Source organism: Ruegeria sp. CK2 (assembly GCF_056536585.1).
Genome location: NZ_JBQFPW010000010.1, coordinates 79142 through 100979 on the forward strand (window position 1 = coordinate 79142; position 21838 = coordinate 100979).

The following is a 21838-nucleotide window of genomic DNA, read 5'->3' on the forward strand; positions in this document are numbered from 1 at the left end:
CCATACTCGGCTTAAACACCCGGATTCTATTTGTGTTCGGGAATGGGAGGACAGATTAACATGAGAACACGCGCGGCAGTTGCTGTGGCGGCAGGGCAACCTCTTGAAATTATGGAGGTTGAGTTGCAAGGCCCCAAGGCCGGTGAGGTCCTGATCGAGGTCAAGGCGACTGGCCTTTGTCATACTGACGAATTTACCCGTTCGGGCGATGACCCCGAAGGTATTTTTCCCGCGATTTTGGGCCATGAAGGCGCAGGTGTTGTGCTTGAGGTTGGCGAGGGTGTCACCAGCCTTGAAGTTGGCGATCATGTCATTCCGCTTTACACGCCTGAGTGTCGGGAATGCGAATACTGTCTGAATCCAAAGACAAACCTGTGTCAGAAAGTGCGCGCTACACAAGGTGCGGGACTGCTGCCGGACGGAACCACCCGGTTCAGCATGTTGGACGGAACGCCGATCCATCACTACATGGGGTGTTCGACCTTCGCCAACCACACCGTGGTGCCCGAGATCGCGTTGGCAAAGGTGCGCAAGGATGCGCCGTTTGACAAAATTTGCTATATTGGGTGTGGCGTCACGACCGGCATCGGCGCGGTGATCAACACCGCAAAAGTCGAAATCGGGTCGCGCTGTGTGGTCTTTGGTTTAGGCGGAATTGGCCTGAACGTTATTCAGGGCTGCCGCATGGCTGGCAGTGATCAGGTCGTCGGAGTTGACCTGAACGACGGCAAAGCTGAGATGGCGAAGCATTTCGGCATGACCGATTTCGTGAACCCTTCGACCATTGACGGTGATCTGGTTGCGCATCTTGTCGAGCTGACAGGCGGCGGCGCGGACTACACGTTTGATGCGACGGGCAATGTCGGCGTGATGCGGACGGCCTTGGAATGCGCCCATAAAGGGTGGGGTGAAAGCATCATCATTGGTGTTGCACCAGCTGGTGCCGAAATCTCGACCCGGCCATTTCAGCTGGTGACGGGGCGCTCTTGGCGCGGAACAGCTTTTGGCGGGGCGAAGGGTCGTACCGATGTTCCAAAGATCGTCGATTGGTACATGGACGGCAAGATCGAGATCGACCCGATGATCACCCACAAGCTGAGTCTTGATGAGATCAACCACGGGTTTGACCTGATGCATGAGGGCAAATCGATCCGCGCGGTCGTGGAGTACTGATATGGATCTGAAGGTCATCACACAGAATCGCAGTTTCGGGGGGGAACAGACCGTCTATTCCCACCAGTCGGAGACCTGCGATTGTGAGATGACCTTTGCAATTTATCTGCCCCCGCAGGCCAAGCAAGGGCCTGTTCCGCTGTTGTGGTATTTGTCTGGTCTTACCTGCACCCACGAAAACGCCATGACCAAAGGTGGTTTCCAAGAGGCAGCTGCAGATTACGGCGTTGCGGTGATCTTCCCGGACACGTCCCCGCGCGGAAGCACCGTGGCGGATGATGACGCCTATGACCTTGGGCAAGGGGCCGGGTTCTATGTCAATGCGACGCGTGAACCCTGGAAGTCGCATTTCCGGATGTATGATTACATTGTCGAGGAATTGCGTGAGATTGTTCTGAAGACCTTTCCTGTACAGGATCAGCAAGGCATCACTGGTCATTCCATGGGCGGGCACGGTGCGTTGACGATCGCCATGCGCAACGCGGATTTGTTCGGATCGCTTTCGGCCTTTGCTCCAATCGCGCATCCGACGCAATCTGATTGGGGCCGAAAGCAACTCAGTAGTTATCTCGGGGATGATGAAAGCACCTGGTCCGAGCACGACTCGACCTTGTTGCTGGAAGAGCACGGGTGGAAAGGTGACTTGTTAATCGACCAGGGTGCGGACGACCAATTCCTGGATCTGCTTAAACCCGAAGCGTTGGCTAATATGATGGCCAAGCGCCGCCAGCCCGGACAGATCAGAATTCAACAGGGCTATGACCATTCGTACTTCTTCGTGAACAGTTTTGCGCGGGACCATGTCGCATGGCACGCCGAGCGTCTCAGCTAATGAAAACAGCAAGGAAAGATCGAGAGTGTTAAGAACAGTAATATCAGCAGCATGTCTGATGCTTGCACCGGTAATTGCAAGCGCCGAAGGAGATGTCGAGGCAGGCAAAAAGGTGTTTCGCAAGTGCAAAGCTTGCCACGCCGTTGGTGAGGGTGCCGAAAACAAGGTTGGGCCTATGCTGAACGGGATTGTGGGCCGTCAGGCGGCCACCGTCGAAGGCTTTGGGTACTCTCCGGTGTTGATGACGCTGTCCGAGGAAGGGCTTGTCTGGACGCCGGAAGAACTGGACGTGTTTCTGACCAAGCCGCGCGACTATGCCAAAGGCATCAAGATGACCTTTGCTGGTCTGCGCAAGGAAGACGACCGGGTCAACATAATCGCATATCTTGCGACCTTTGAAGACGAAGGCTCGTGAGACACTGAGTTGCTCGCCCGTCGTGTAGCCCAAGGAGGGGCTTGACGGACGAGCAAGTAAAGACACCGCAATCCGGCAAGGGTGAGGTGTGTCATAGCGGCGAAGACGCCGCACCAAAGGGAGGAAAATGAATGAAAAAGCTATCGCTTTTGACCTCCGGGATCGCCATCTGTCTGGCCTCTGCGGCTTTTGCAAATGACGACCTGGTTTCCCAGATGGAGAACTCAAAACAATGGGCGATCCAGACCGGTGACTACAAGAACCAACGCTATTCCGCACTGGATCAGATTACATCCGATAACGTCGGGGATCTGCAGGTTGCGTGGACATTCTCGACCGGTGTTCTGCGCGGGCACGAAGGTTCTCCGCTGGTGATCGGTGACATGATGTATGTCCATACACCGTTCCCGAACATCGTCTATGCGTTGGATCTGGCCAATGACGGCAAGATCGTTTGGAAGTATGAACCAAAGCAGGACCCGGACGTTATCCCGGTGATGTGCTGTGACACCGTGAACCGCGGTGTGGCGTATGCAGATGGTAAGATTTTCCTGCATCAGGCTGACACCAAGCTTGTTGCTCTGGATGCCAATACCGGCGACGTCGTTTGGGAAGTGCAAAATGGTGACCCGGCAATTGGGGAAACCAACACTGCAACCGTGCTGCCTATTAAAGATAAGGTCATCGTCGGTATCTCTGGTGGTGAGTTCGGTGTGCGTGGGTCGGTTACAGCCTACGACATGAGCTCGGGCGAGCAGGTCTGGCGTGCCTATTCCATGGGTCCGGATTCAGACATCCTGGTTGATCCGGAAAACACCACCCATCTAGGTACACCAGTGGGTACGGATTCCGGAACCAACACATGGGAAGGCGACCAGTGGAAGATCGGTGGCGGCACCACTTGGGGCTGGTATTCAGCCGATCTGGACGAAAACCTGATGTACTATGGCACCGGGAACCCATCGACATGGAACCCGGCGCAGCGGCCCGGCGACAATCGCTGGTCGATGACTGTCATGGCGCGCGATATCGACACCGGTATGGCCAAGTGGTTCTATCAAATGACGCCGCATGATGAATGGGACTATGACGGCATCAATGAAATGATCCTAACGGAACAGGAAATTGATGGCGAGCAGCGCAAGTTGCTGACCCATTTTGACCGGAATGGTCTTGGGTACACCATGGACCGTGTCACGGGTGAACTGCTTGTAGCCGAGAAATTCGATCCGGTGGTCAACTGGACCACGGGTGTCGATATGGACCCCAACAGCGAAACCTATGGTCGTCCGGCGGTGGTCGCTCAGTACTCAACGGAACAGAACGGCGAGGACGTAAACTCGACCGGTATCTGCCCGGCGGCTTTGGGTACCAAAGACCAACAGCCTGCTGCCTATTCGCCTAAGACCGAGCTTATGTACGTGCCGACAAACCACGTCTGCATGGACTATGAGCCGTTCCGCGTGTCTTACACCGCCGGTCAGCCCTATGTGGGTGCGACGCTGGCAATGTATCCGGCACCGGATAGCCATGGCGGTATGGGGAACTTCATAGCCTGGGATAACACCGACGGTTCCATCAAGTGGTCGATCCCCGAGCAGTTCTCGGTTTGGTCGGGTGCTCTGGCGACTGCAGGTGATGTTGTGTTCTACGGCACGCTCGAAGGGTATCTGAAGGCTGTTCATGCCGAGACTGGTGAAGAACTCTACAAGTTCAAGACACCATCGGGTATCATCGGCAACGTGATGACCTATGAACATGGCGGTAAGCAGTACATTGGCATCCTGTCAGGTGTTGGTGGCTGGGCCGGCATTGGTCTTGCGGCTGGTCTGACCAATCCGAATGACGGTCTGGGCGCCGTGGGTGGCTATGCCGCTCTTAGCGACTACACCGCGCTTGGTGGTCAGCTAACTGTGTTCGCACTGCCGAACTAAGCCAAATAGTGTCTGGCGCGGCCCGTGATTGTCGCGCCAGACTTTCAGCTACAGCAAACGAGAATTTCATGATCCTAGCAGTACGTCTTTTGGCCCCTTTTGCGATTATCTGTCTTCCTCTGGCCGCAGCGGCCGACAATCTAGCCGTCGAGTACACCGAGGACGGTCGATCTTTCACGGATGACGATGTCCCTACGTTCAATGTCGCAGAAGATGGAACGGTGGACTGGCCGACGTTTTCAGGATTTCGCCGCTATCATGCGGAATGCCATGTGTGTCATGGTCCAGACGGAGAAGGCTCGACCTACGCGCCTGCGCTGAAGCAATCCGCGCTGGATATGGATTATTACGACTTCGTTGATGTCGTCACCAATGGTCGGCAGGTGATCAATGCGGCCGAAAATTCGGTGATGCCCGGATTTGGCGACAACCCGAATGTGATGTGTTTTCTGGACGACATTTATGTTTATCTGAAAGCCCATGGTTCCGGTACGATCCCACGCGGTCGGCCCCCGAAGAAAGAAGCAAAATCGGATGTGATCCGCGAGGACGAAGATGCGTGCATGGGCTAACGCCTTTCTGACAATGCTGGGGCTCGCGGTCTGGATCAGCCAGGCGCAGCCCGGTATCGCGCAAACATCCGATCTGGTTTCAAAAAACGCGTTTCGCGTCTGCGCAGACCCGGCAAATTTCCCCGTCTCCTCCAAAGATGGGTCAGGATATGAAAACAAACTAGCCGAGCTGATCGCAGCAAAACTGGAGCTTCCGGTACAATACACATGGTTTCCTCAGGCCACCGGCTTCATTCGGAACACCTTGGCTGCCAAGCGCTGTGATGTTGTGATCGGATACGCGCAAGGGCACGAGTTGGTACAAAACACCAACCATTATTACACGTCAGCCTATTCGTTGATCGTCCCTAAAAACGGTGAACTTGCAGAGGTCGACACTCTGAACGATCCCGCGCTCAAGGGGCGGCGGATCGGGATCATTGCGGGTACACCCCCGGCTGCCCACATGGCGCGCAATGGTTTGATCGGACAGGCCAAACCTTATAATCTGTTCGTAGATCGTCGTGTCGAAAGCCCTGCAATTGACATGTTGAATGACTTGCAATCCGGTGAAATCGAAGCTGCTGTTCTATGGGGGCCTTTGGGCGGACCGCTAGTCAAAAGCGACTATCCGGACTTCAAAGTGGTCCCCTTGGTTAAGGAAGAGCTCCCGCCGCGCCTGTTCTATCGTATTACCATGGGTGTGCGTCAGGGTGAGAAAGTGTGGCAGCGGCAGTTGAATTCCCTGATCCGTCGCAATCAGGACGAAATCAACGGGGTGCTGGCCGAGGCGGGTGTTCCGCTGGTCAACGATCTTGGAACCGAGGTTTTGGAGCTGTCACAATGATCCGCGCCCTTGCGGCGTTTGTTCTAATGGCCACCGCTGCGACCGCGCAAACTGTCCCGGAACCGTCAGATTATCGAATGGATCACTATCGGGCGCCGGTGCCCGACCAGATAACCGGCGGTGCAGCCATCGGCCCGGAAGAGGCGCATGCTTTGTGGCAGGAGCAAAGCGCTGTCTTTATCGACGTCCTGCCGCAAGCCCCGAAACCGGCCAACCTGCCCAAGGGCACGATCTGGCGGGACAAGCCCCGTAACAGTATTCCCGGTGCAATCTGGTTGCCGAACGTAGGCTACGGGGCCATCGCCGATGTCACCGCCGACTATTTCCGCAAGGGTTTGGAAGAGGCGACCGACGGTGACACCAGCCGAGCGGTTGTCTTCTTCTGCCTGGAGGATTGCTGGATGAGCTGGAACGCTGCCCGGCGCGCCATCGAATGGGGCTATGGCAGCGTCTATTGGCTGCCCGAAGGCACCGATGGTTGGGCTTTGTGGGGCTACCCTCTCGAACGGGTGAAACCGGAACCGGGTCAGCCAGTGGCCGAAGGCGGATAGTCTAGAACCCCGCCAGATCCTTATGCAGGTGACTGACCGTGCCGTCTGTATCTGTCATGGTAACATCCACCGACTGCGCTTTGCTTGGCACCGAAATGCTGACACGTGGGTTCTCGGACAGGGAAATCGATCCGGTCATCTCGATATAGCCGGCACCATCAAGGTCGATATCCACGGTTTCCACGTAGCGCATTGGAATGAACAGCAGGGAAATCTGATCCATTTGCATTCCGGAATGCGAGGGGTGGTCGATGTTCAGATCCATCTTGTTGGCTCGGTTCGCACCAAGGTTCGAAAGCCGGGTGCGTGTATCCAACGCGGGGACACGTCCGACCAGTTCAGCCTCCATCGTACCCAAGTTCGCTATGGCCAGTTCCGGATCGGTTCCCGGAGGTGCAGAACACGCACCCAAACCGGATGTTTTGACAAAGGTTTCCGAAACCCAAAGCCGCCCGTCTGTGGTTTCCGCAATGACATGCATGGGTGTTGGGCCGTTTACCCGCATCGTCACGTCAAAGTAGAAACTGGGCAGCGGCTTTTCCAACTCGAACACGGCCGAGACCGGCATCGGGTTTTCATCCAAGACCAGAGTTACTTTGGCGACATTTACCCCCTTGGGGGCTACAATCTGCGCTGCCAATTCAGCACGGGCATCATCCGGCGTGCGATAGGGGGCATCAATGGCGATCAGATCATCGCCGTTCAGCATGGCCCGGTCGCCGTATAGCAACGCCCGCACATTCTCCCATGCTTCGTTCGACGCCCAGGCTGGCAGAGCCAATAGGCAAAGCAGGGACGCGATCAGGCAAGAAGTTCTCATTGTCTTCCTCCTTCCAAAAATCTGCCGAAAGCGCGGGGCCCATCGCAGGTTTCCAATGTTCTTACCACGGACATAGTATCCGGGTCCACGAAACTGACGGTGTTGTCGAACCAGTTGGCGATGACCAACAGGTCACCTTTAGCTGTGACATCGATGCCTTCGGGATACTCTCCGACATCAATCGTTGCCTCGGGTTCGAGCGTGTCCAGCGAGATCACGGTGAGCGTGTTGGAATACTGGTTGGTCACAAAAGCGTGGTTGTTGGCGAAGGCAATGCCATAGGGCCGTTCCCCAACTGGAACGGTAGCAAGTCTTTTACCGCTTTCGGCATCCAGGACACTGACGTCATTGCTGCCCACATTGCCCACAAACAGCCGTCCATCCGGAGCAAAGCCCAACCCAAAGGGACGGGTTCCTACGGGAATACGGTGCAGCGGCTGTAGGGTTCCAGCATCGAAAACCGATACCTGATCGGCATCTTTGTCAGCCGAGGCCACAAAGCGCCCATCGCCCGAAAGGGCTATGCCAGCCGGAGCCTCTCCCGTAATCATTTCCGTTTGTGTTTCCAAAGTCTTGTCATCCAAGACCCACAGCCGGGCGTTGTACCAATCCGACACGAACAGTCGTCCCTGCCGAGGGTCCTGCGCGATGCCGATCGGGCCGCCGTCCAGCACGATCTGCGACAATATCTCGCCGGTTTTCGTTGAAAGGCGCTGGATCGTCTTGCTGCCGGCCGACACCGTGAACAGGTCGCCATGTGCACCGACCGCTACACCGGCTGGTTTGCCGGGCAGGGGCCAGCGGTCGGTTTCGTGCATCTCGGTCACGTCGATACGGCTTAGTTCCTCACCGTTCTGGCAAGTCACAAAGGCAGTGTCTGCCGGCGCAGCGCTAGCGGTCGCAGCTAGAAACAATGCCAAACCGAGCTCAGCTTGCGGCGCCAAAGCGTTCGACCAAAGCATCCAGACCGGCCTGATAGACGCCGGTCACGGCAGCCACAGCTGCTTCGTCATTCAGTTCGGCGGGTGGATCGTTGTTGGGGTATCCACGATAAAACGCGCCGCGCCATTCGATGATTGATCCGCCTCCGTCACGGGGCTTTACGGTCAGATGTGACGAGTAGTTGGTTACCGGCAGAACTTCGACCTCGACCGCCGTTATCCGGTAGGAATAGCTCATCTTCTCGGCGCTGTGTTTATACAGAACCTCTGCAATCGTGGGTCCGCCGTCTTGCCCAAGCGTCAGTAACCGTGTCGCGTCAATCTCGTTCCCACCTTCGCCTTCCGTAGAAAACACCGCAGGGTGCCAGGACATGTCGTCAAAATTTCCGATGGCTGCCCAGACGTCTTCTGGGGGGGCTGCGACTTCGGCCGTCAGGGTAACTTTTTGGCGGGTCGGGCCATGTGCCCAGACAGCGCCAGGCGCCGAAGCCGCCGCGATGGTTGCAACAAAGGTTCGTCGATTCATTCTGTTTCCTCCCAGAAAGCGCTAACGCTGACCCGCTTCTTTCACTGATACGTGATCCTCTGACGTTGCCGCGGGGGTCCGTCGGTGCAGACCTTTAAGGCCAGTCTTCGCGATCAGGCGAAAGCTGCGAGAAACAGAAGCAAGATCAATTGTCTACGCACATTCTTAAAAAATAAGAATCGAGCTTCATGATGAAGCTGATAGGCTTGGATTTACAACACGGCCAAAAGTATCGGTTCCGTTTTGCAAGGCGGTCCGCCTTTGTTAGGGACCCGCTCTCAACCACGCGGGCCATGGGAGGAGATCTTGAACAATCGCTTGATACCGCTTTTCGCGGCATTGATCTGGTGCGTCTCGGCAGTTTCGGCTGTGGCGATTGACGTTAAGGCTGCGGTTCTGAGGATCGACTATCCAACGCTACTTCCGATTTCGCGATATGACCTGAAACCAGATGACTTGGGTTTTGCAGGGGCCGTTCTGGGCGATGAGGATAACGGCACAACCGGTAGCTTTCTGGGCCACACATATGAAACGGCTCATCTTGCTGTTCCGCCTGAGCAGGCAGATGACGCGATGGATCAGCTATTGGCCGAAGGGGTTCGCCTGTTTGTTGTTTTGGCCGACGCCCCGGATGTCTTGCGCCTGACAGATAAGGCGGCCGAAGCTGGAGCGCTGGTATTCAACGCATCCGCGCCTGAAGTTGACCTGCGCGACGCAAATTGTCGGCGCAACCTGCTGCACATTGCGCCGTCGCGCGCGATGAACACGGATGCTGTCGCGCAGTTTGCGGTCTGGAAGAAATGGGACGATTGGTTCTTGCTGGCGGGATCGAACCCGGATGATGTGAAGCTGGCGGATGCCTATCGCCGCTCAGCAACCAAGTTTGGTGCAAAAATCGCCGAAGATCGTACTTTTGAAGACACCGGTGGATCGCGACGGACAGATTCTGGCCACGTATTGGTGCAGCGTCAGTTGCCCATTGATACGCAAGGTGCGCGTGACCATGATGTGGTGATAGCGGCCGACGAAAGCGACTATTTCGGCCGATACCTGTCCTATCACCTTTGGACACCGCGCCCGGTTATGGGGTCCGGTGGCTTGCGCCCTGTGACATTCCATGGCGCGCATGAGGCTTGGGGCGCAACGCAGTATCAAACCCGGTTCGAAGAGTTGACTGGACGATATGTCAGACCTGAAGACTACAGTGTATGGTTGGCATTGCGCGTGATTGGCGAGGCGGTGACACGTGCGAATACGTCAGACCCGGACGGTGTGCGCGACTATGCAGTGTCGGATGAGTTCGAATTGGCGGCCTTCAAGGGGCAAAAGGTAACGTTTCGCGATTGGAACGGACAATTGCGCCAGCCAATCCTGCTGTATGATGGGTCAATCACTGTCAGCGTCAGTCCTCAGGACGGGTTTCTGCACCAGAGCTCCCCGCTCGATACGATGGGACTGGATCGGGCGGAATCCAAATGCACGGCTTTTGATTAACCGGAGATGCTATGAAACACGTATTGTTATCCACTGCTCTTGCCGCATTGATTGCGGGTCCGGTTTTCGCCGGGAAGGCCTTTGTCTCGAATGAACGAGGCAACACAATCACCGTCGTCGATACCGATACGTGGGAGGTCATTACCGAGTTTCCGGGCGGGAACAGACCCCGCGGCATCACGGTCAGCCCGGATGGAAGCAAGCTGTATGTCTGCGCCTCGGATGACAATATCATTCGGGTGTTCGATACCGAGACATACGAAGAGCTACCGAGCCTGCCATCAGGGCCTGACCCTGAGCTGTTCATCCTCGAACCGTCGGGAAAACGGCTGTACATCGCCAATGAGGACGACAACCTTGTGACGGTCACAGACACGGAAACGCGTACTGTTCTGGCCGAGGTCCCGGTTGGTGTCGAACCCGAAGGCATGGGGATGAGCCCGGATGCGAAATTCGTGGTGAACACGTCTGAGACCACCAATATGGCGCATTTCATCTCGACCGAGGATTATACAATCAAACACAATATTCTGGTCGATCAGCGCCCGCGCTACGCGCAATACTCGGCAGATGGGTCGCGTTTGTTTGTAACGTCAGAGATTGGCGGAACGGTGTCCGTCATGGACATCGCTGAAGACGGGACACCCACGGTTGTCGGCAAGATCAGCTTTGAAGTGGCAGGTGTTCAGCCCGAATGGTTGCAGCCTGTCGGTGCCAAAGTCACGTCAGATGGCAAGCGTCTATTTGTTGCGTTGGGTCCGGCAAACCGCGTAGCCGTTGTCGACGCGCAAAGCCTTGAGGTTCTGGACTACATCCTAGTGGGGCAGCGCGTCTGGCAGTTGGATTTCACGCCCGACGAGAAGTACCTGCTGACAACGAACGGCAATTCCAACGACATAACCATAATCGATGTCGCGACAGAAAAAGCGATTAAATCCATACAGGTCGGCCAACAGCCTTGGGGTGTTGTGACGATTGACTGATGTTCTGGGAGGAACGGGAATGAAGAAGCTATTGACCGCAGCACTGGTTGCAACACTGGGCGGGCCGGTATCGGCTGCGCCGCTTTGCGATGATCTGGGGTTTGCAGGGCTCCTGGCAAAGTGCAATCGCGGGGAAACCATCCAGCTGACGCTCGCCTCGGGGCAACCGTTGGGTGAGGATGTCGTGCTGCAATCCGGTGCCTATTACAAGCTGGAGATCACCGCAGACGGATCGGCTGAGCTGGCCATCGAAGGCCCTTCGTTCTTTCGGGCAATCTGGATGAATGAGATTGTCATCAACAAGATCGAAATTCGCCCCATGGCCGTGGACAGTATCGAGTTTGATAAGGCCGGCGTTGCCGAGTTGTCGTTCATAGCGATCAAACCCGGCAGTCACGAAATTCGTATCCCTGGGTCCACTGGCGAAACTCAGAAAGTGACCATCAGTATTCAATGATGAAAGGACAAAGTATGAAAAAGATTGGTGTATTGGCCCTTGTGGCTTGTGTTGCCTCGCCGGCGCTGGCGGATGAGGTAGACGCGGAAACTGTCGGCAAGATCGAGGCATATCTGGCGGCTGTCGAGTGCCAGATGGACCCCGATGATATTGAGGTGGAAGACGACGGTTATGACCTTGATGACGTGATCTGCAAAGGCGGCAATCAGTTCGATATCAAGTTGGACAAAGACCTCAATGAAGTCAGCCGCAAGGCCGAATAGCGTGATTTGAAATCAGGATAAGGCAATGAAAGCACTATACGCCTTTTGCACAGCGCTCGTCTTTGCGGCGGGCGTTGTGTCAGCCGACACACTGCCAACAATTCGCGCCGCTGTGCTGAAGATTGGCACTGTGAATTGGGAATTGGAGACCATCCGGCTGAACGGGTTGGACAAGAAACACGGGTTTACGCTTGAGGTTCAGCCCTTTGCCGACAACGGCGCGACACGTATCGCGGTCGAAGGCGGCGAGGCTGATCTGGCAGTGGCGGATTGGATCTGGGTGGCGCGCCAAAGGGCGGCTGGCAAAGACTATGTGTTCATTCCATATTCCAAGGCGGTCGGCGGTGTTGTGGTGCCAGCTGACAGCGCTGCCAGCAGCCTGAAAGATCTGGCTGGTGGGAAGATTGGCATAGCGGGCGGACCGCTGGACAAATCCTGGCTGATCCTGAGGGCCTATGCGGCGCAGGAATACGATATGGACCTCAAGGCAGACACCGAACAGGTGTTCGGGGCACCGCCGCTGATCTTCAAATCAGCATTGGGCGGCGATTATGCCGGGGCAATCAATTTCTGGCATTTTCTGGCCAAAATGAAAGCGTCTGGTATGAAAGAGCTGATCTCGGTCGAGCAGGCAGGGGAGGCGTTGGGATTGGACACAGACACACCCTTGCTGGGGTATTATCTGAAAGAGAGCTTTCTGAACGACAATCCCGATCTGGCGCAGGGCTTGTTCGCGGCAAGCCGAGACGCCAAGCAGCTTTTGGCAACCTCACCAGACGCGTGGGAGGCGATCAGGCCAAGGATGAACGCAAAGACTGATGCGCAGTTTGAACAGCTTAAATCCGACTGGATTGCGGGCATCCCTGATCGGGGTCCGGTTGACGAAGATGCCGCCAACACGATGCTGGCGTTGATGGCAGAATTAGGTGGCGCCGAGCTGGTTGGTCAGGCCACAACGGTTCCGCAGGGTCTGTTTGCGGACGTGGAATAGGTCTGGATGCAAGACACGCGCCTAACGCCTGTTCTGTCCATCGGCGGCCTCGTGATTTTGTGGATCGTTGCGGGCTTTCTAACCGATGATCCGCAAATCCTGCCGCAGCCATGGGATCTGGTGCCGCGGTTTCAGCAAGAGCTGGCCTCAGGCGAATTGCTGCGCAACCTTGGCGCGACGCTGCTGCGCGTGATCTGGGCGTTTGCTTTGGCGATGACGTTGGGCACGATTATCGGCCTCGCCATGGGGCGTTCGCCAGCCGTCAATCGATGGTTGGACCCGTGGCTTGTAATCTTTCTGAACCTGCCGGCGCTGGTCCTGATTGTGCTGTGCTATCTGTGGATCGGCTTGACAGAGGCCGCCGCGATTACGGCCGTCACACTGAACAAAATCCCCAATGTTGCTACGATCCTGCGGGAGGGGGGCAGGGCGCTGAACCCTGATTTGGATGCCATGGCGCATGTCTATCGGATCCCGTGGTTTACCCGTATGCGCCACGTCATCATTCCCCAGTTGGCACCATTCATCGCCGCAGCATCAAGGTCTGGCATATCATTGATTTGGAAAATCGTTCTGGTGGTCGAATTCCTTGGGCGTTCGTCGGGTGTTGGATTTCAAATTCACCTTTATTTCCAGCTGTTTGATGTTGCAATGGTACTGGTTTATGCGTTTTCGTTCATCGCAGTGATGCTGATGGTCGAATGGCTGATCCTGCAACCCTCAGAACGCAAGGCCCGCCGGTGGAGGGCTGCATGATCCACATTCACATCCGGCAAAAGCAATTCGGGGACGTGTCTGTTCTGGGTCCAATTGTGTTTGATATTGCCCAGGGTGAAACGGTCGCCCTGACCGGGCCTTCGGGAGTTGGAAAAACCACCTTGTTGCGTTTGGTAGCAGGGATCGATGATGCGTTTGACGGGCAGATTACACGCCCCGAGCGACTGGCGATTGTATTTCAAGAGCCGACATTGCTACCCTGGCGGTCTGCGCTCGAAAATTTGACGCTAGTGCATCCGGGACTAAAGAGTGCCGAGGCTGAAGCAGCCCTCAATTCCGTTGGGTTGTCAGGCAAAGGAGAGTTGTTTCCAGGCCAGCTGTCGCTGGGCCAACAAAGGCGATTGTCTCTGGCGCGGGCCTTTGCCGGACGACCTGAATTTTTGATTATGGATGAGCCGTTTGTTTCGCTGGATCGCGACACGGCCGAAACCATGTTGGCGTTGACCGAAGATTTGATCTCGCAGCACCGGCCTTCTACGCTTTTCGTCACACATTCTGCGTCCGAGGCGGAACGCCTCGCAGATCGCATCCTGAGCTTGCAAGCGGGGCCGGGTGGGGCCGTATTGGACCAGGTTTAGTCTTTATTCGGCTGGTTCGCGTGTTTTGCCGGGGGCCGTGCGATAGACAAACGGCGCGTCTATACTTGCGGCATGCTGGTTCGCCTGCGATTGCAAGTCCTTGTGATGCGGAGATTTGATGCAAACCGGGTCTGTGGCGTTTGCGTCGCCAACAATGGCCATCGCCTGACAGCGACATCCGCCAAAATCGATTGTCTTGCGGTCGCAGCTTTGGCATGGCTCAGACATCCATTCCGTTCCGCGATAGGCGTTGAAGGCGGAATTGTTGTACCAGATCTCGGCCAGAGGTTTGTCTTGCACACGGTCAAACTGAAGGTGCGGAATGGACTGCGCGGCGTGGCACGGTAAAACCTGCCCGTCGGGTGTCACATTCAAACCCGTTGTCCCCCAACCGCCCATACAGCGTTTTGGATAGTCATCGTGATAGTCCGCAGGAACATAGTCGATGACCAGCTCACCCTTCAGAGCCTGCCGCGCCTCGATGACATGTTGGGTGACTTGCTGGGCCTGGTCCCGCGTCGGCATCAAGGCATCACGGTTTTGCAGGGCCCAACCATGGAACTGCACCGTCGCCACCTCAATCCGTCTGGCGCCCATTTCTTGCGCCAACTCAAGTGCGCGCGGCAGTTGGTGGGCATTGTGACGGTGCAGGACGAAGTTAAGCGTTAAAGGAAAGCCGATAGCCTTGATCCACTCAACCGCTTTCATCTTGCGATCAAAACCACCCCGATAGCCGCCGACTTTGTCGGCCATCACAGCATCGGTCCCCTGAAGAGACAGTTGGATATGATCAAGACCGGCCTCATCCAGCTCGTGCAAACGACGCTCGGACAGCCCAATGGCAGATGTGATCAGGTTGGTGTAAAGCCCAGCTTGCCGGGCAGCTTTCACAAGCGTGACCAGATCGCGCCGCGATGCCGGTTCACCGCCGGATAGATGAAGTTGTAAGATACCCAGCGCAGCAGCTTCTTCGAACACGCGGGTCCAGATGTCGGTGTCCATTTCGCTATCCTGTTTGGCCATTTCGACCGGATTTGAACAGTATGGGCAGGACAGAGGACAGCGATGCGTCAGCTCCGCCAACATGGCGATAGGGGGAGGAACACCTCTATTCATTAAGTCACATCCAAAAATCGCCGGGCGCGCAGGGCGTCCAGGAAACCGCCACTGTCTTCGGCGATCTGATCCTGAGGGGCGTTGTATTTTTCGGACAGTGCGGTGGTGATCTGTCCAAAACTGCGCTGGCCGTCCACCTCGTTTAGAATGGCGTGTCCGATCTGGTCCAAAGTCACCGCGCGTTCAGGTGCAAGCAACACCCATTTGCCACGCACTTTGTCATAGTGCAGGCGCACACCCCGGGGCAGTGTGGGGATCTCTTGGGCCAACATCACGATGCCTGCCGCATCAGAACGCCGATGCCGGGCTGCCAGGCACCGGGTGGAATCCGTGCAGGGTCGACATAAGCGGCCCACAAGGCGTCCAGCTGCGACCACAGAACATCGGTTTTGAAAATCAGAGCTTTAGCGGCCGCATCCTGCTTTTCTGCGGTGTCAGCATTGTCCAGAACCCAGGCAAGGCCAAAAGCCACATCCTTTGGCGCCTCTTTCAACCGGTTTTTGAAATAAGACAAGGAACTGTCATCGGCGAAGTCATAGTGTTGAAGCAGCCCTTCGATCCGATTTGCGTGAATCTTGGGTGCAAAGAGTTCGGTCAGAGATGCGGCCACCGCCTCAAGCAGAGTCTTTTCGCGCACGAACCGCACATATGCATCAACGGCAAACTTTGTAGCGGGCAGCACACCTTCGCACGAGGCTACATAATCGGGGTCAAGCCCAACGGCCTCGGCCAGCCGCAACCAACGGCGGATCCCGCCTTCGTTGTTGTCTGTTCCGTCATGGTCTTCAATGCGCGATCGCCATTGCCGACGCAGCGCGGGGTCTTCGACGCGCGACATGAAGGCTGCGTCTTTCATGGGGATCGAGTGCTGGTAATAGTAACGGTTGATGACCCAGGCGCGAACTTCGTCTGCAGTGCATTCGCCGCCGTGCAGGCGGTGGTGAAACGGGTGGAGATCATGATAGCGTTCGGCACCGATCTGGCGCAGGCGGGCTTCGAAGGCGTCGCGGCTTTGGGTCATAACGTGATCTCCATTCCGTCTTGTCCGATTGTCCATCCCGCGGCCTGCGCCTGGGACTTTTCGGCGCTGTCGGGACGTAAGACAGGGTTGGTATTGTTCATGTGAACAAAGACTTTTTGCCCGATACTCATATCAGCAAAACTCGCGATAGAACCGTCGGGCCCGTCCATTGACATATGTCCCATTCGTTTTCCGGTCTTCTGACCTAGACCGGCGCGCACCATCTCATCATCTTGCCAAAGCGTGCCGTCAAAAAACACCAGATCTGCGCCCTCTAGCTGCGTCCGCAAATCGGGCGTCAAAGCCGCGCAACCGGGAATGTAGTAGGCCGTTTTCCCATCGGCGCTCAGCGCAACGCCCACTGTTTGCTCACCGATCAGATCGGTTTGAACGGTTTCGCCTTCCAGATACAATGGGACTTTCCCCGGCACGGGGAACAGCGTCGCCTGAAGACCAGGAACCAACTCGAACGGCTGGTCCAAAGAAATCGAAGATCGGGTCACCACGGACGCATTCAATGCATCGAAAATCGGGTTCTGGGCAAGCACGTCATGTATGCTGCCGGTTGCAAACAGGGTAAAGGGCTGCATTTCCCGCAATGTCAGCAATCCGGCCACATGATCGATATCGCCGTTGGTCACCAGAACGGACTGAATTGGCATCTGTCGAAGCCCTGTGGGGAACAGGGCGTGAGTGTTCGACAGCTGCGCGCGTATGTCCGGAGACGCGTTTAGGACGGCCCAGTTCAGGCCGTCCGGGGAGATAGCAAGCGAAGACTGCGTCTGAGCAGGAATGTCTCCGCAACGTGCTAGATTGCAATTTTCACACCCGCAATTCCATTGCGGCAGGCCGCCTCCAGCAGCAGCCCCTAGTATGATTGCGCGCAACGTCATTTGAAAGTTGGCGCGCGGGCCGTGATCAGATCAGGCCGCCGCCGCGCTCATCATCATGATCGGGGCCATACATGTTGATTTCCATGCCGCATTCAATCTCGCGGATCACCGGTTTGTTCCATGCCATATCGGGGTCCTCCTCCAAAAGTGTCCTCGGCTTCAATTTGGCAGGTATCCGGCACCAGAGCGAATCTTAATTTATAAGAGCGTCTTAGACTTTGGTCGGTAGTCAGTTGTCATCGGATTGCGGCGCACGGCCCTGCAAGCAGAAGCCTTGGTTGCGCAATGTTTTGATTTCAAAACCAAAATCGTCTTCGCTAAGTTTCTTCCGCAGATAACCTATATAGACATCGACCACATTCTCGTTACTAGAGCCTTCCTGCGACCACAGCGTGTCAAATAGATCGCCGCGCGAGATTGGTGTTCCGACGCTGCTGTTAAGCAAGACCAGCAAATCAAATTCCCGCTCGGTCAGGGCAACGGCTGTATCGCGGATGCTGATGGTTCGGTCTTCGTGTGAAAGTCGAGCGGGTTCGGGATGTTGTGCCTGGGCCCGTTGTTCCTGAACCTGCAGCCGCGCGACAAGTTCGTCAAAGCTGAAGGGTTTGACGACATAGTCATCGGCCCCGGCCTCAAGCCCTGCGGCGCGATGATCTACATCTGATAGGGCCGAAAGCATCAGAATAGGGATGGTAACACCGATCGACCGGGCGGATCTGACCAGTTCGATACCACTGTCAGCCCCCAGCATGACGTCTACAATTGCGCCTGAAAACGCACCGCTTTGCAACCGCTCCAACCCCAGATCCGCGCGGTTCTCGGCCTCGGCCACATAGCCATGCAACGACAGCCCGCGCACAAGGGCCGAAGCAATCTTTGGGTCGTCATCTATGATCAACAATCGGGAGGTCATACGTTCACTCTAAGCCTGTGCAACGGGTAAACGAATGCAGACATTTGTACCGTTTGACAGCCCGATTGCCTGATCCTTTGGAACGGGGCTGGTCAATGAGATTGCGCCGCGATGCGCTTCGATCACCCAGCGCGCCAATGCCAGACCGACACCAAAGCCTTGGCTGTTGTCCGATCCGCCCTGAACAAACCGTCCAAAGATATCGCCCTGCGCGTCAACCGGGACACCGGGCCCATTATCAACAATTGAGATTTCGATTGTGTCGGCGGTCAGTTTGGTCGTCATGGCGACCGTCTTACCGTCACGGGCGTGGCGGATTGCGTTCCGGATCAGGCTTAGCAGCACCTGCCGGATCCAGTTCGGATCGCAATTCAGTTCACAATCGGGGATTGGCCCGATGGTCAGCGTCATATTCGCACTGTCGATGTCCGGTTGGATGTCTCGTGCCACGGTGTTCAATAGATTAGCCAGCTTAACCGGTTGCGGTTCCAACGCCAGTTCGCCGTTTTCCGAACGCGCCACACGAAGCAGGTCGTCGATGCGCTGATTCAGTTTGATCGCGCTGGTTTCGATGGCCTGTAACGCCTCAGGTGCGCTTTGATTGTCTTGCTGTCCGATTTGAGATTCCATCATGATCACGGTGAGCGGCGTGCGAAGCTCGTGACTGATATCCGCAAAAAAGCGACGCCTGTTTTCATCAATTTTAGACAGGGTTTTGTTGGCCGCGCTTAGTTCCTTTGTTCGCCGGGCAATTGTTTCATTGAGTCTCGCCCACTCAGCCTCGACCTGCGACTGGCGCTGTTTCAGGGCCGCTGCCATGCGATTTGTTTCGCTATAGAGCTGACCTATCTCATCCCTTTGGGTGGTCGGCAGTTCGAGCGAGAATTCCGCCTGTCCAATCTGCAAAGCGGCCCCTCGCAAACGATCCAGCCGTTCGAATTGTGGGCGGATTAGCCAGAAATAGAACCAGATGGTACTGAGGATCGCGAAGGCCGCGAATCCTAACGCAATCCACGTCAGGGTAAGACGCGTTTCCTCGATCCCCGACAGAATGGTGTTGCGAAACAAGATTTCAGTATTCACGGCTTGGCTAAGCAAGGGATCAAACCCCGAGGCGAAACTGTCGATATGGGCCCTTAACCGCGCTTGATCCGCTTCGGGATTTGCAAGCCCGTGCAGCGTGTTTCCCAGCAACGCCTCCATCCGGGCAAGGCCAAGTGACTGTGTGCCATAGCGCGACTGCTCGTCTATCCCGAAGCCCTTTGCCGCCGTGACTGCATCAGCGACGTCGGCGTGCAGCTTGCCGAAAGTGTCGCCGATTTGCCCCTGTATCGGGGCGAGGCGGTCGATCCGAATGGCCGCAGTCTGTCCCGTCTGTACGGACTCAGTCGCTATCACCAGAAACGTGGCTATCTGAGTGGACAGTGTCGCATATCGCGCCATGCGCATTTCCGATGCCAGCGCAGTTTCCAACCGCGAGGCAACCATTTGCATCCCCAGATAAAGGATCGCTGCCGTCAACAACGTGCCCGACCCCAAGACAACAGCCCCCAGACCCAGACGGGTTTTCAGTAGCAAATGGCGCTTTGGTTTGTCGGCGGATATGTTCATGTTTTTCGTTTCATCAGGCCGCGCGCCGGATCGTATCCCCAGACCGCGGCGCCACACAACGCGGCCGTCCACACCAGCACCCAGAACAGCGCGATCCAGTTGATCTGCAGATACAGCAGAAACCGGATCAGTTCGACTACGTGGGTAAACGGGTTCACGGCGCAGATGTCACGCAAGAGCGGTGAGCTTTCGGCCATTTTCCATAGCGGGTAGAGGGCCGAAGACAGAAAGAACATCGGGAAGATGACAAAGTTCATCACCCCCGCAAAATTTTCCAGCTGTTTGATAAAACTGGATAGGACCAATCCCAAAGCACCCAACATCAGCCCACCCAGAACCAGCCCCGGAAGAACCGCAAAATAGCCAGGCATCGGTAACACAATCCCGAACAATGCCGCCAGCGCCAGGAATGTATAGACCTGCAGGATGGAAATCGCGGTTGAGCCGAGCAACCTGCAAAACAAAAGCCACCAACGCGGGAACGAACTGGTTAGCAGCAGGCGCATAGATCCCATTTCGCGGTCGTATACGAGGCTGAGAGAGCTCTGCATCCCGTTGAAAAGAAGGACCATCGCGCACAGACCTGGCACGATATAGGTCTCATAGGTGATGTAGGTTTGATAGGGCGGGATGATGGACAAGCCAAGCGCTGCCCGGAACCCCGCAGCAAAGATCAGCAACCAGACCATCGGGCGCACGAGTGCCGCCAGAAAGCGTTCGCGTTGATGAATAAAGCGCAGAAACTCGCGTCCGATGATGGCTCGTGCGACACCCCAAAAACCAGTCATGCCGAAACCTCGGTCTGCGACAGGAACCAATTGGACAGCGTTTCGTTGCCGCGCAACACTCCGGTCTGCCCTGCTGCGAGAATCTTACCATGATGCAGCACCAGCATTTGGTCGTTGTCGCGCACTTCATCGGTCAGATGTGTCGCCCATAATATGCAAAGCCCTTGGTCGGCCAGATCGTGAACATGATCGGTGATCGAGTGCCGTGCGGCAGCGTCCAAGCCGACGGTCGGTTCGTCCAATAGCAAAACCTTTGGGTCGTGCAGCAAGGCGCGGGCCAGCTCCATCCGGCGGCGGTGCCCGCCATTTAACGCCCGGACCTTTTCGCCAGCGCGTTCTCTCATCCCCAGCCGGTCCAGCGCCGCATCAATGCGATGAGGTGTTTCCTTCCTGGGCAGCCCGTGCAGCGCTGCAAAATAGGCCATGTTCTGCTTGACAGTCAGGCTGAGGTCCAAAGTTGGTTGCTGAAACACGACGCCAAGATCCCCAAGCGCTTTGCGTGGCGATTTCCTGAGAGTGTGGCCGGCAACGGCGATCTCGCCATCTGGGGCAACCAAGAGGCGCGTCAGCAGCGAAACCAAAGTGGATTTCCCGGCCCCGTTGGGCCCAAGCAATGCGCAGAAAGTCCCGGGTCCAACGTCGAATGAGACGGAATCCAGTGCCATTTTAGGACCGTAGTGAAAGCTCAGATTGCGGACGGTCAGGCCCCGCTTGGTCTCGTCCTGCAACTGCGCATCAGGCATCTATTCCTCCGCCCGGATTCCCGTACTGACGGTCAGCTTGCCCGTTCGGCGCGCGTTTCTCAACCATGCAGAAAATCGCTCGACTGCGACTTAAGTCTACGTAACCTCGCAGATTTGTTATGCGGAGAACACGATAAAGCGGGGCTATGGTCCTCATGTCTAGGATGGAGAGGTCCGCCATGAGCATCGGCCGACGTGGCGCCATGCAAGTCAGCCTGGGGGCGTTGTTGTGTATGGCAACACCGCTGCGGGCGCAGGATATTTTGGCACCACCAAACTCTGCGACGTTGGAGGATGTGATTGCGGCTTTCTCTGATGGAAGCTCGATCCGTGATGGAAGCGTAACTGTGACGTTGCCTGAAATCGCGGAAGATGGGTATCGCGTTTCGGTGCAGGTCGCCGCGCCAGAGGCCAAGGAAGTCCTACTTGTGGCGCCAGGCAACCCGGTGATGCCGGTGCTCAGGGCCAAATTTGGCCCAATGGCGGGTGCAGCAAGAGTGTCTACTCGTATGCGGTTGGCCCAAACTCAGGACGTTCTGGTATTGGCGCGAATGCCGGATGGAAGCATTCAAAAAGGTCTTAAACCTGTGTCGGTTATCGTAGGCGGATGCGCCTGATCC

At 56.3% G+C, this 21838-nt stretch carries 27 protein-coding genes; 15 read left to right on the forward strand and 12 right to left on the reverse strand.

All coding sequences use genetic code 11. The features are described from left to right. The first annotated feature begins 60 nt into the window (after positions 1-60). The 7 genes from ACR0BU_RS15660 (at position 61) to ACR0BU_RS15690 (ending at position 6303) form a co-directional block, all read left to right on the forward strand. A complete protein-coding gene (locus ACR0BU_RS15660) occupies positions 61-1173 on the forward strand; it encodes an S-(hydroxymethyl)glutathione dehydrogenase/class III alcohol dehydrogenase (RefSeq protein WP_480738007.1) in 1113 nt (370 codons plus the stop codon). Between the two features lies 1 nt (position 1174). Continuing rightward, positions 1175-2005 (forward strand): S-formylglutathione hydrolase, encoded by an 831-nt coding sequence (gene fghA / locus ACR0BU_RS15665; protein WP_298936244.1) that lies wholly within the window; start codon positions 1175-1177, stop codon positions 2003-2005. A 58-nt stretch (positions 2006-2063) separates the two neighbouring features. After that, a complete protein-coding gene (locus tag ACR0BU_RS15670; RefSeq protein ID WP_298936245.1) occupies positions 2064-2420 on the forward strand; it encodes a c-type cytochrome in 357 nt (118 codons plus the stop codon). Between the two features lie 131 nt (positions 2421-2551). After that, complete coding sequence (gene xoxF5 / locus ACR0BU_RS15675; RefSeq protein ID WP_299081632.1) at positions 2552-4354, forward strand: lanthanide-dependent methanol dehydrogenase XoxF5; 1803 nt, start codon at positions 2552-2554, stop codon at positions 4352-4354. Positions 4355-4422: 68 nt separating this feature from the next. Then, entirely contained in the window at positions 4423-4926 is a 504-nt protein-coding gene (locus ACR0BU_RS15680; protein WP_298936247.1) for a c-type cytochrome, methanol metabolism-related, read from the forward strand. Beyond that, positions 4910-5752, forward strand: a complete 843-nt coding sequence (locus tag ACR0BU_RS15685; protein ID WP_480738008.1) for a substrate-binding domain-containing protein — start codon at positions 4910-4912, stop codon at positions 5750-5752. The genes ACR0BU_RS15680 and ACR0BU_RS15685 overlap by 17 nt, the downstream gene beginning before the upstream one ends. Beyond that, the gene (locus tag ACR0BU_RS15690) at positions 5749-6303 is read left to right on the forward strand and encodes a PQQ-dependent catabolism-associated CXXCW motif protein (protein WP_480738009.1); all 555 of its coding nucleotides are present in this window, start codon (positions 5749-5751) and stop codon (positions 6301-6303) included. Before ACR0BU_RS15685 ends, ACR0BU_RS15690 begins: the two co-directional genes overlap by 4 nt. A 1-nt stretch (position 6304) precedes the next feature. On the opposite strand, the gene ACR0BU_RS15695 is transcribed toward ACR0BU_RS15690, so the two are convergent. The 3 genes from ACR0BU_RS15695 to ACR0BU_RS15705 are packed head-to-tail and all read right to left on the reverse strand — an operon-like array spanning position 6305 to position 8590. Next, positions 6305-7123, reverse strand: a complete 819-nt coding sequence (locus tag ACR0BU_RS15695; RefSeq protein WP_480738010.1) for a quinoprotein dehydrogenase-associated SoxYZ-like carrier — start codon at positions 7121-7123, stop codon at positions 6305-6307. Beyond that, a complete protein-coding gene (locus tag ACR0BU_RS15700; protein ID WP_480738011.1) occupies positions 7120-8085 on the reverse strand; it encodes a YncE family protein in 966 nt (321 codons plus the stop codon). Before ACR0BU_RS15700 ends, ACR0BU_RS15695 begins: the two co-directional genes overlap by 4 nt. Next, positions 8051-8590, reverse strand: coding sequence for an SRPBCC family protein (locus ACR0BU_RS15705; protein ID WP_300069685.1), 540 nt, complete (start codon positions 8588-8590; stop codon positions 8051-8053). The genes ACR0BU_RS15700 and ACR0BU_RS15705 overlap by 35 nt, the downstream gene beginning before the upstream one ends. Before the next feature lie 306 nt (positions 8591-8896). Here ACR0BU_RS15705 and ACR0BU_RS15710 point away from each other — a divergent pair, with 306 nt between their 5' ends. The 7 genes from ACR0BU_RS15710 to ACR0BU_RS15740 are packed head-to-tail and all read left to right on the forward strand — an operon-like array spanning position 8897 to position 14133. Next, positions 8897-10084 (forward strand): ABC transporter substrate-binding protein, encoded by a 1188-nt coding sequence (locus ACR0BU_RS15710; RefSeq protein WP_480738012.1) that lies wholly within the window; start codon positions 8897-8899, stop codon positions 10082-10084. 11 nt (positions 10085-10095) lie between these two features. After that, positions 10096-11067, forward strand: coding sequence for a YVTN family beta-propeller repeat protein (locus tag ACR0BU_RS15715; protein WP_480738013.1), 972 nt, complete (start codon positions 10096-10098; stop codon positions 11065-11067). 19 nt (positions 11068-11086) lie between these two features. After that, positions 11087-11524: a cupredoxin domain-containing protein gene (locus ACR0BU_RS15720; protein WP_298936253.1), complete on the forward strand. Its 438-nt coding sequence runs from the start codon at positions 11087-11089 to the stop codon at positions 11522-11524. 14 nt (positions 11525-11538) lie between these two features. Beyond that, entirely contained in the window at positions 11539-11787 is a 249-nt protein-coding gene (locus tag ACR0BU_RS15725; protein ID WP_480738014.1) for a PepSY domain-containing protein, read from the forward strand. A 25-nt stretch (positions 11788-11812) separates the two neighbouring features. Then, positions 11813-12778 (forward strand): ABC transporter substrate-binding protein, encoded by a 966-nt coding sequence (locus ACR0BU_RS15730; protein WP_299081603.1) that lies wholly within the window; start codon positions 11813-11815, stop codon positions 12776-12778. Positions 12779-12784: 6 nt separating this feature from the next. Then, complete coding sequence (locus ACR0BU_RS15735) at positions 12785-13534, forward strand: ABC transporter permease (RefSeq protein ID WP_480738015.1); 750 nt, start codon at positions 12785-12787, stop codon at positions 13532-13534. Further along, on the forward strand, positions 13531-14133 hold the full coding sequence (locus ACR0BU_RS15740; RefSeq protein ID WP_480738016.1) for an ABC transporter ATP-binding protein: 603 nt from the start codon (positions 13531-13533) through the stop codon (positions 14131-14133). Before ACR0BU_RS15735 ends, ACR0BU_RS15740 begins: the two co-directional genes overlap by 4 nt. Positions 14134-14136: 3 nt before the next feature. Here the strand turns inward: ACR0BU_RS15740 and pqqE are convergent, their stop codons facing one another. From pqqE to ACR0BU_RS15785, 9 genes are all read right to left on the reverse strand, one after another. Next, entirely contained in the window at positions 14137-15249 is a 1113-nt protein-coding gene (gene pqqE / locus ACR0BU_RS15745; RefSeq protein WP_480738017.1) for a pyrroloquinoline quinone biosynthesis protein PqqE, read from the reverse strand. Beyond that, entirely contained in the window at positions 15249-15521 is a 273-nt protein-coding gene (gene pqqD, locus ACR0BU_RS15750) for a pyrroloquinoline quinone biosynthesis peptide chaperone PqqD (protein ID WP_299081591.1), read from the reverse strand. Before pqqD ends, pqqE begins: the two co-directional genes overlap by 1 nt. Next, complete coding sequence (gene pqqC, locus ACR0BU_RS15755; RefSeq protein WP_299081588.1) at positions 15521-16270, reverse strand: pyrroloquinoline-quinone synthase PqqC; 750 nt, start codon at positions 16268-16270, stop codon at positions 15521-15523. Before pqqC ends, pqqD begins: the two co-directional genes overlap by 1 nt. Then, on the reverse strand, positions 16267-17163 hold the full coding sequence (pqqB, locus tag ACR0BU_RS15760) for a pyrroloquinoline quinone biosynthesis protein PqqB (RefSeq protein WP_480738018.1): 897 nt from the start codon (positions 17161-17163) through the stop codon (positions 16267-16269). Before pqqB ends, pqqC begins: the two co-directional genes overlap by 4 nt. Positions 17164-17188: 25 nt before the next feature. Beyond that, entirely contained in the window at positions 17189-17290 is a 102-nt protein-coding gene (gene pqqA / locus ACR0BU_RS15765; protein ID WP_120634970.1) for a pyrroloquinoline quinone precursor peptide PqqA, read from the reverse strand. 102 nt (positions 17291-17392) lie between these two features. Further along, on the reverse strand, positions 17393-18076 hold the full coding sequence (locus tag ACR0BU_RS15770) for a response regulator transcription factor (protein WP_300069710.1): 684 nt from the start codon (positions 18074-18076) through the stop codon (positions 17393-17395). A gap of 9 nt (positions 18077-18085) precedes the next feature. After that, positions 18086-19687: a sensor histidine kinase gene (locus ACR0BU_RS15775; RefSeq protein ID WP_480738019.1), complete on the reverse strand. Its 1602-nt coding sequence runs from the start codon at positions 19685-19687 to the stop codon at positions 18086-18088. Beyond that, a complete protein-coding gene (locus tag ACR0BU_RS15780) occupies positions 19684-20475 on the reverse strand; it encodes an ABC transporter permease (protein ID WP_299890855.1) in 792 nt (263 codons plus the stop codon). Before ACR0BU_RS15780 ends, ACR0BU_RS15775 begins: the two co-directional genes overlap by 4 nt. Beyond that, positions 20472-21218: an ABC transporter ATP-binding protein gene (locus ACR0BU_RS15785; RefSeq protein ID WP_480738020.1), complete on the reverse strand. Its 747-nt coding sequence runs from the start codon at positions 21216-21218 to the stop codon at positions 20472-20474. The genes ACR0BU_RS15780 and ACR0BU_RS15785 overlap by 4 nt, the downstream gene beginning before the upstream one ends. A gap of 179 nt (positions 21219-21397) precedes the next feature. Between ACR0BU_RS15785 and ACR0BU_RS15790 the strand changes: the two genes are divergently transcribed. Beyond that, positions 21398-21835, forward strand: coding sequence for a thiosulfate oxidation carrier protein SoxY (locus ACR0BU_RS15790; RefSeq protein WP_480738021.1), 438 nt, complete (start codon positions 21398-21400; stop codon positions 21833-21835). Positions 21836-21838: the final 3 nt, after the last annotated feature.

Bases quoted from the DNA above. Each gene is read 5' to 3' on its own strand.
- ACR0BU_RS15735 (WP_480738015.1), top strand. From the start codon at position 12,785: ATGCAAGACACGCGCCTAACGCCTGTTCTGTCCATCGGCGGCCTCGTG.
- pqqE (WP_480738017.1), bottom strand. From the start codon at position 15,249: ATGAATAGAGGTGTTCCTCCCCCTATCGCCATGTTGGCGGAGCTGACG.
- ACR0BU_RS15740 (WP_480738016.1), top strand. From the start codon at position 13,531: ATGATCCACATTCACATCCGGCAAAAGCAATTCGGGGACGTGTCTGTT.
- ACR0BU_RS15700 (WP_480738011.1), bottom strand. From the start codon at position 8,085: ATGCTTTGGTCGAACGCTTTGGCGCCGCAAGCTGAGCTCGGTTTGGCA.
- ACR0BU_RS15660 (WP_480738007.1), top strand. From the start codon at position 61: ATGAGAACACGCGCGGCAGTTGCTGTGGCGGCAGGGCAACCTCTTGAA.
- ACR0BU_RS15775 (WP_480738019.1), bottom strand. From the start codon at position 19,687: ATGAACATATCCGCCGACAAACCAAAGCGCCATTTGCTACTGAAAACC.
- ACR0BU_RS15725 (WP_480738014.1), top strand. From the start codon at position 11,539: ATGAAAAAGATTGGTGTATTGGCCCTTGTGGCTTGTGTTGCCTCGCCG.
- ACR0BU_RS15780 (WP_299890855.1), bottom strand. From the start codon at position 20,475: ATGACTGGTTTTTGGGGTGTCGCACGAGCCATCATCGGACGCGAGTTT.
- ACR0BU_RS15785 (WP_480738020.1), bottom strand. From the start codon at position 21,218: ATGCCTGATGCGCAGTTGCAGGACGAGACCAAGCGGGGCCTGACCGTC.
- ACR0BU_RS15730 (WP_299081603.1), top strand. From the start codon at position 11,813: ATGAAAGCACTATACGCCTTTTGCACAGCGCTCGTCTTTGCGGCGGGC.
- ACR0BU_RS15680 (WP_298936247.1), top strand. From the start codon at position 4,423: ATGATCCTAGCAGTACGTCTTTTGGCCCCTTTTGCGATTATCTGTCTT.
- ACR0BU_RS15695 (WP_480738010.1), bottom strand. From the start codon at position 7,123: ATGAGAACTTCTTGCCTGATCGCGTCCCTGCTTTGCCTATTGGCTCTG.
- xoxF5 (WP_299081632.1), top strand. From the start codon at position 2,552: ATGAAAAAGCTATCGCTTTTGACCTCCGGGATCGCCATCTGTCTGGCC.
- ACR0BU_RS15720 (WP_298936253.1), top strand. From the start codon at position 11,087: ATGAAGAAGCTATTGACCGCAGCACTGGTTGCAACACTGGGCGGGCCG.
- ACR0BU_RS15770 (WP_300069710.1), bottom strand. From the start codon at position 18,076: ATGACCTCCCGATTGTTGATCATAGATGACGACCCAAAGATTGCTTCG.
- pqqD (WP_299081591.1), bottom strand. From the start codon at position 15,521: ATGTTGGCCCAAGAGATCCCCACACTGCCCCGGGGTGTGCGCCTGCAC.
- ACR0BU_RS15705 (WP_300069685.1), bottom strand. From the start codon at position 8,590: ATGAATCGACGAACCTTTGTTGCAACCATCGCGGCGGCTTCGGCGCCT.
- ACR0BU_RS15790 (WP_480738021.1), top strand. From the start codon at position 21,398: ATGAGCATCGGCCGACGTGGCGCCATGCAAGTCAGCCTGGGGGCGTTG.
- ACR0BU_RS15690 (WP_480738009.1), top strand. From the start codon at position 5,749: ATGATCCGCGCCCTTGCGGCGTTTGTTCTAATGGCCACCGCTGCGACC.
- pqqB (WP_480738018.1), bottom strand. From the start codon at position 17,163: ATGACGTTGCGCGCAATCATACTAGGGGCTGCTGCTGGAGGCGGCCTG.
- pqqA (WP_120634970.1), bottom strand. From the start codon at position 17,290: ATGGCATGGAACAAACCGGTGATCCGCGAGATTGAATGCGGCATGGAA.
- ACR0BU_RS15670 (WP_298936245.1), top strand. From the start codon at position 2,064: ATGCTTGCACCGGTAATTGCAAGCGCCGAAGGAGATGTCGAGGCAGGC.
- fghA (WP_298936244.1), top strand. From the start codon at position 1,175: ATGGATCTGAAGGTCATCACACAGAATCGCAGTTTCGGGGGGGAACAG.
- ACR0BU_RS15715 (WP_480738013.1), top strand. From the start codon at position 10,096: ATGAAACACGTATTGTTATCCACTGCTCTTGCCGCATTGATTGCGGGT.
- pqqC (WP_299081588.1), bottom strand. From the start codon at position 16,270: ATGACCCAAAGCCGCGACGCCTTCGAAGCCCGCCTGCGCCAGATCGGT.
- ACR0BU_RS15685 (WP_480738008.1), top strand. From the start codon at position 4,910: ATGCGTGCATGGGCTAACGCCTTTCTGACAATGCTGGGGCTCGCGGTC.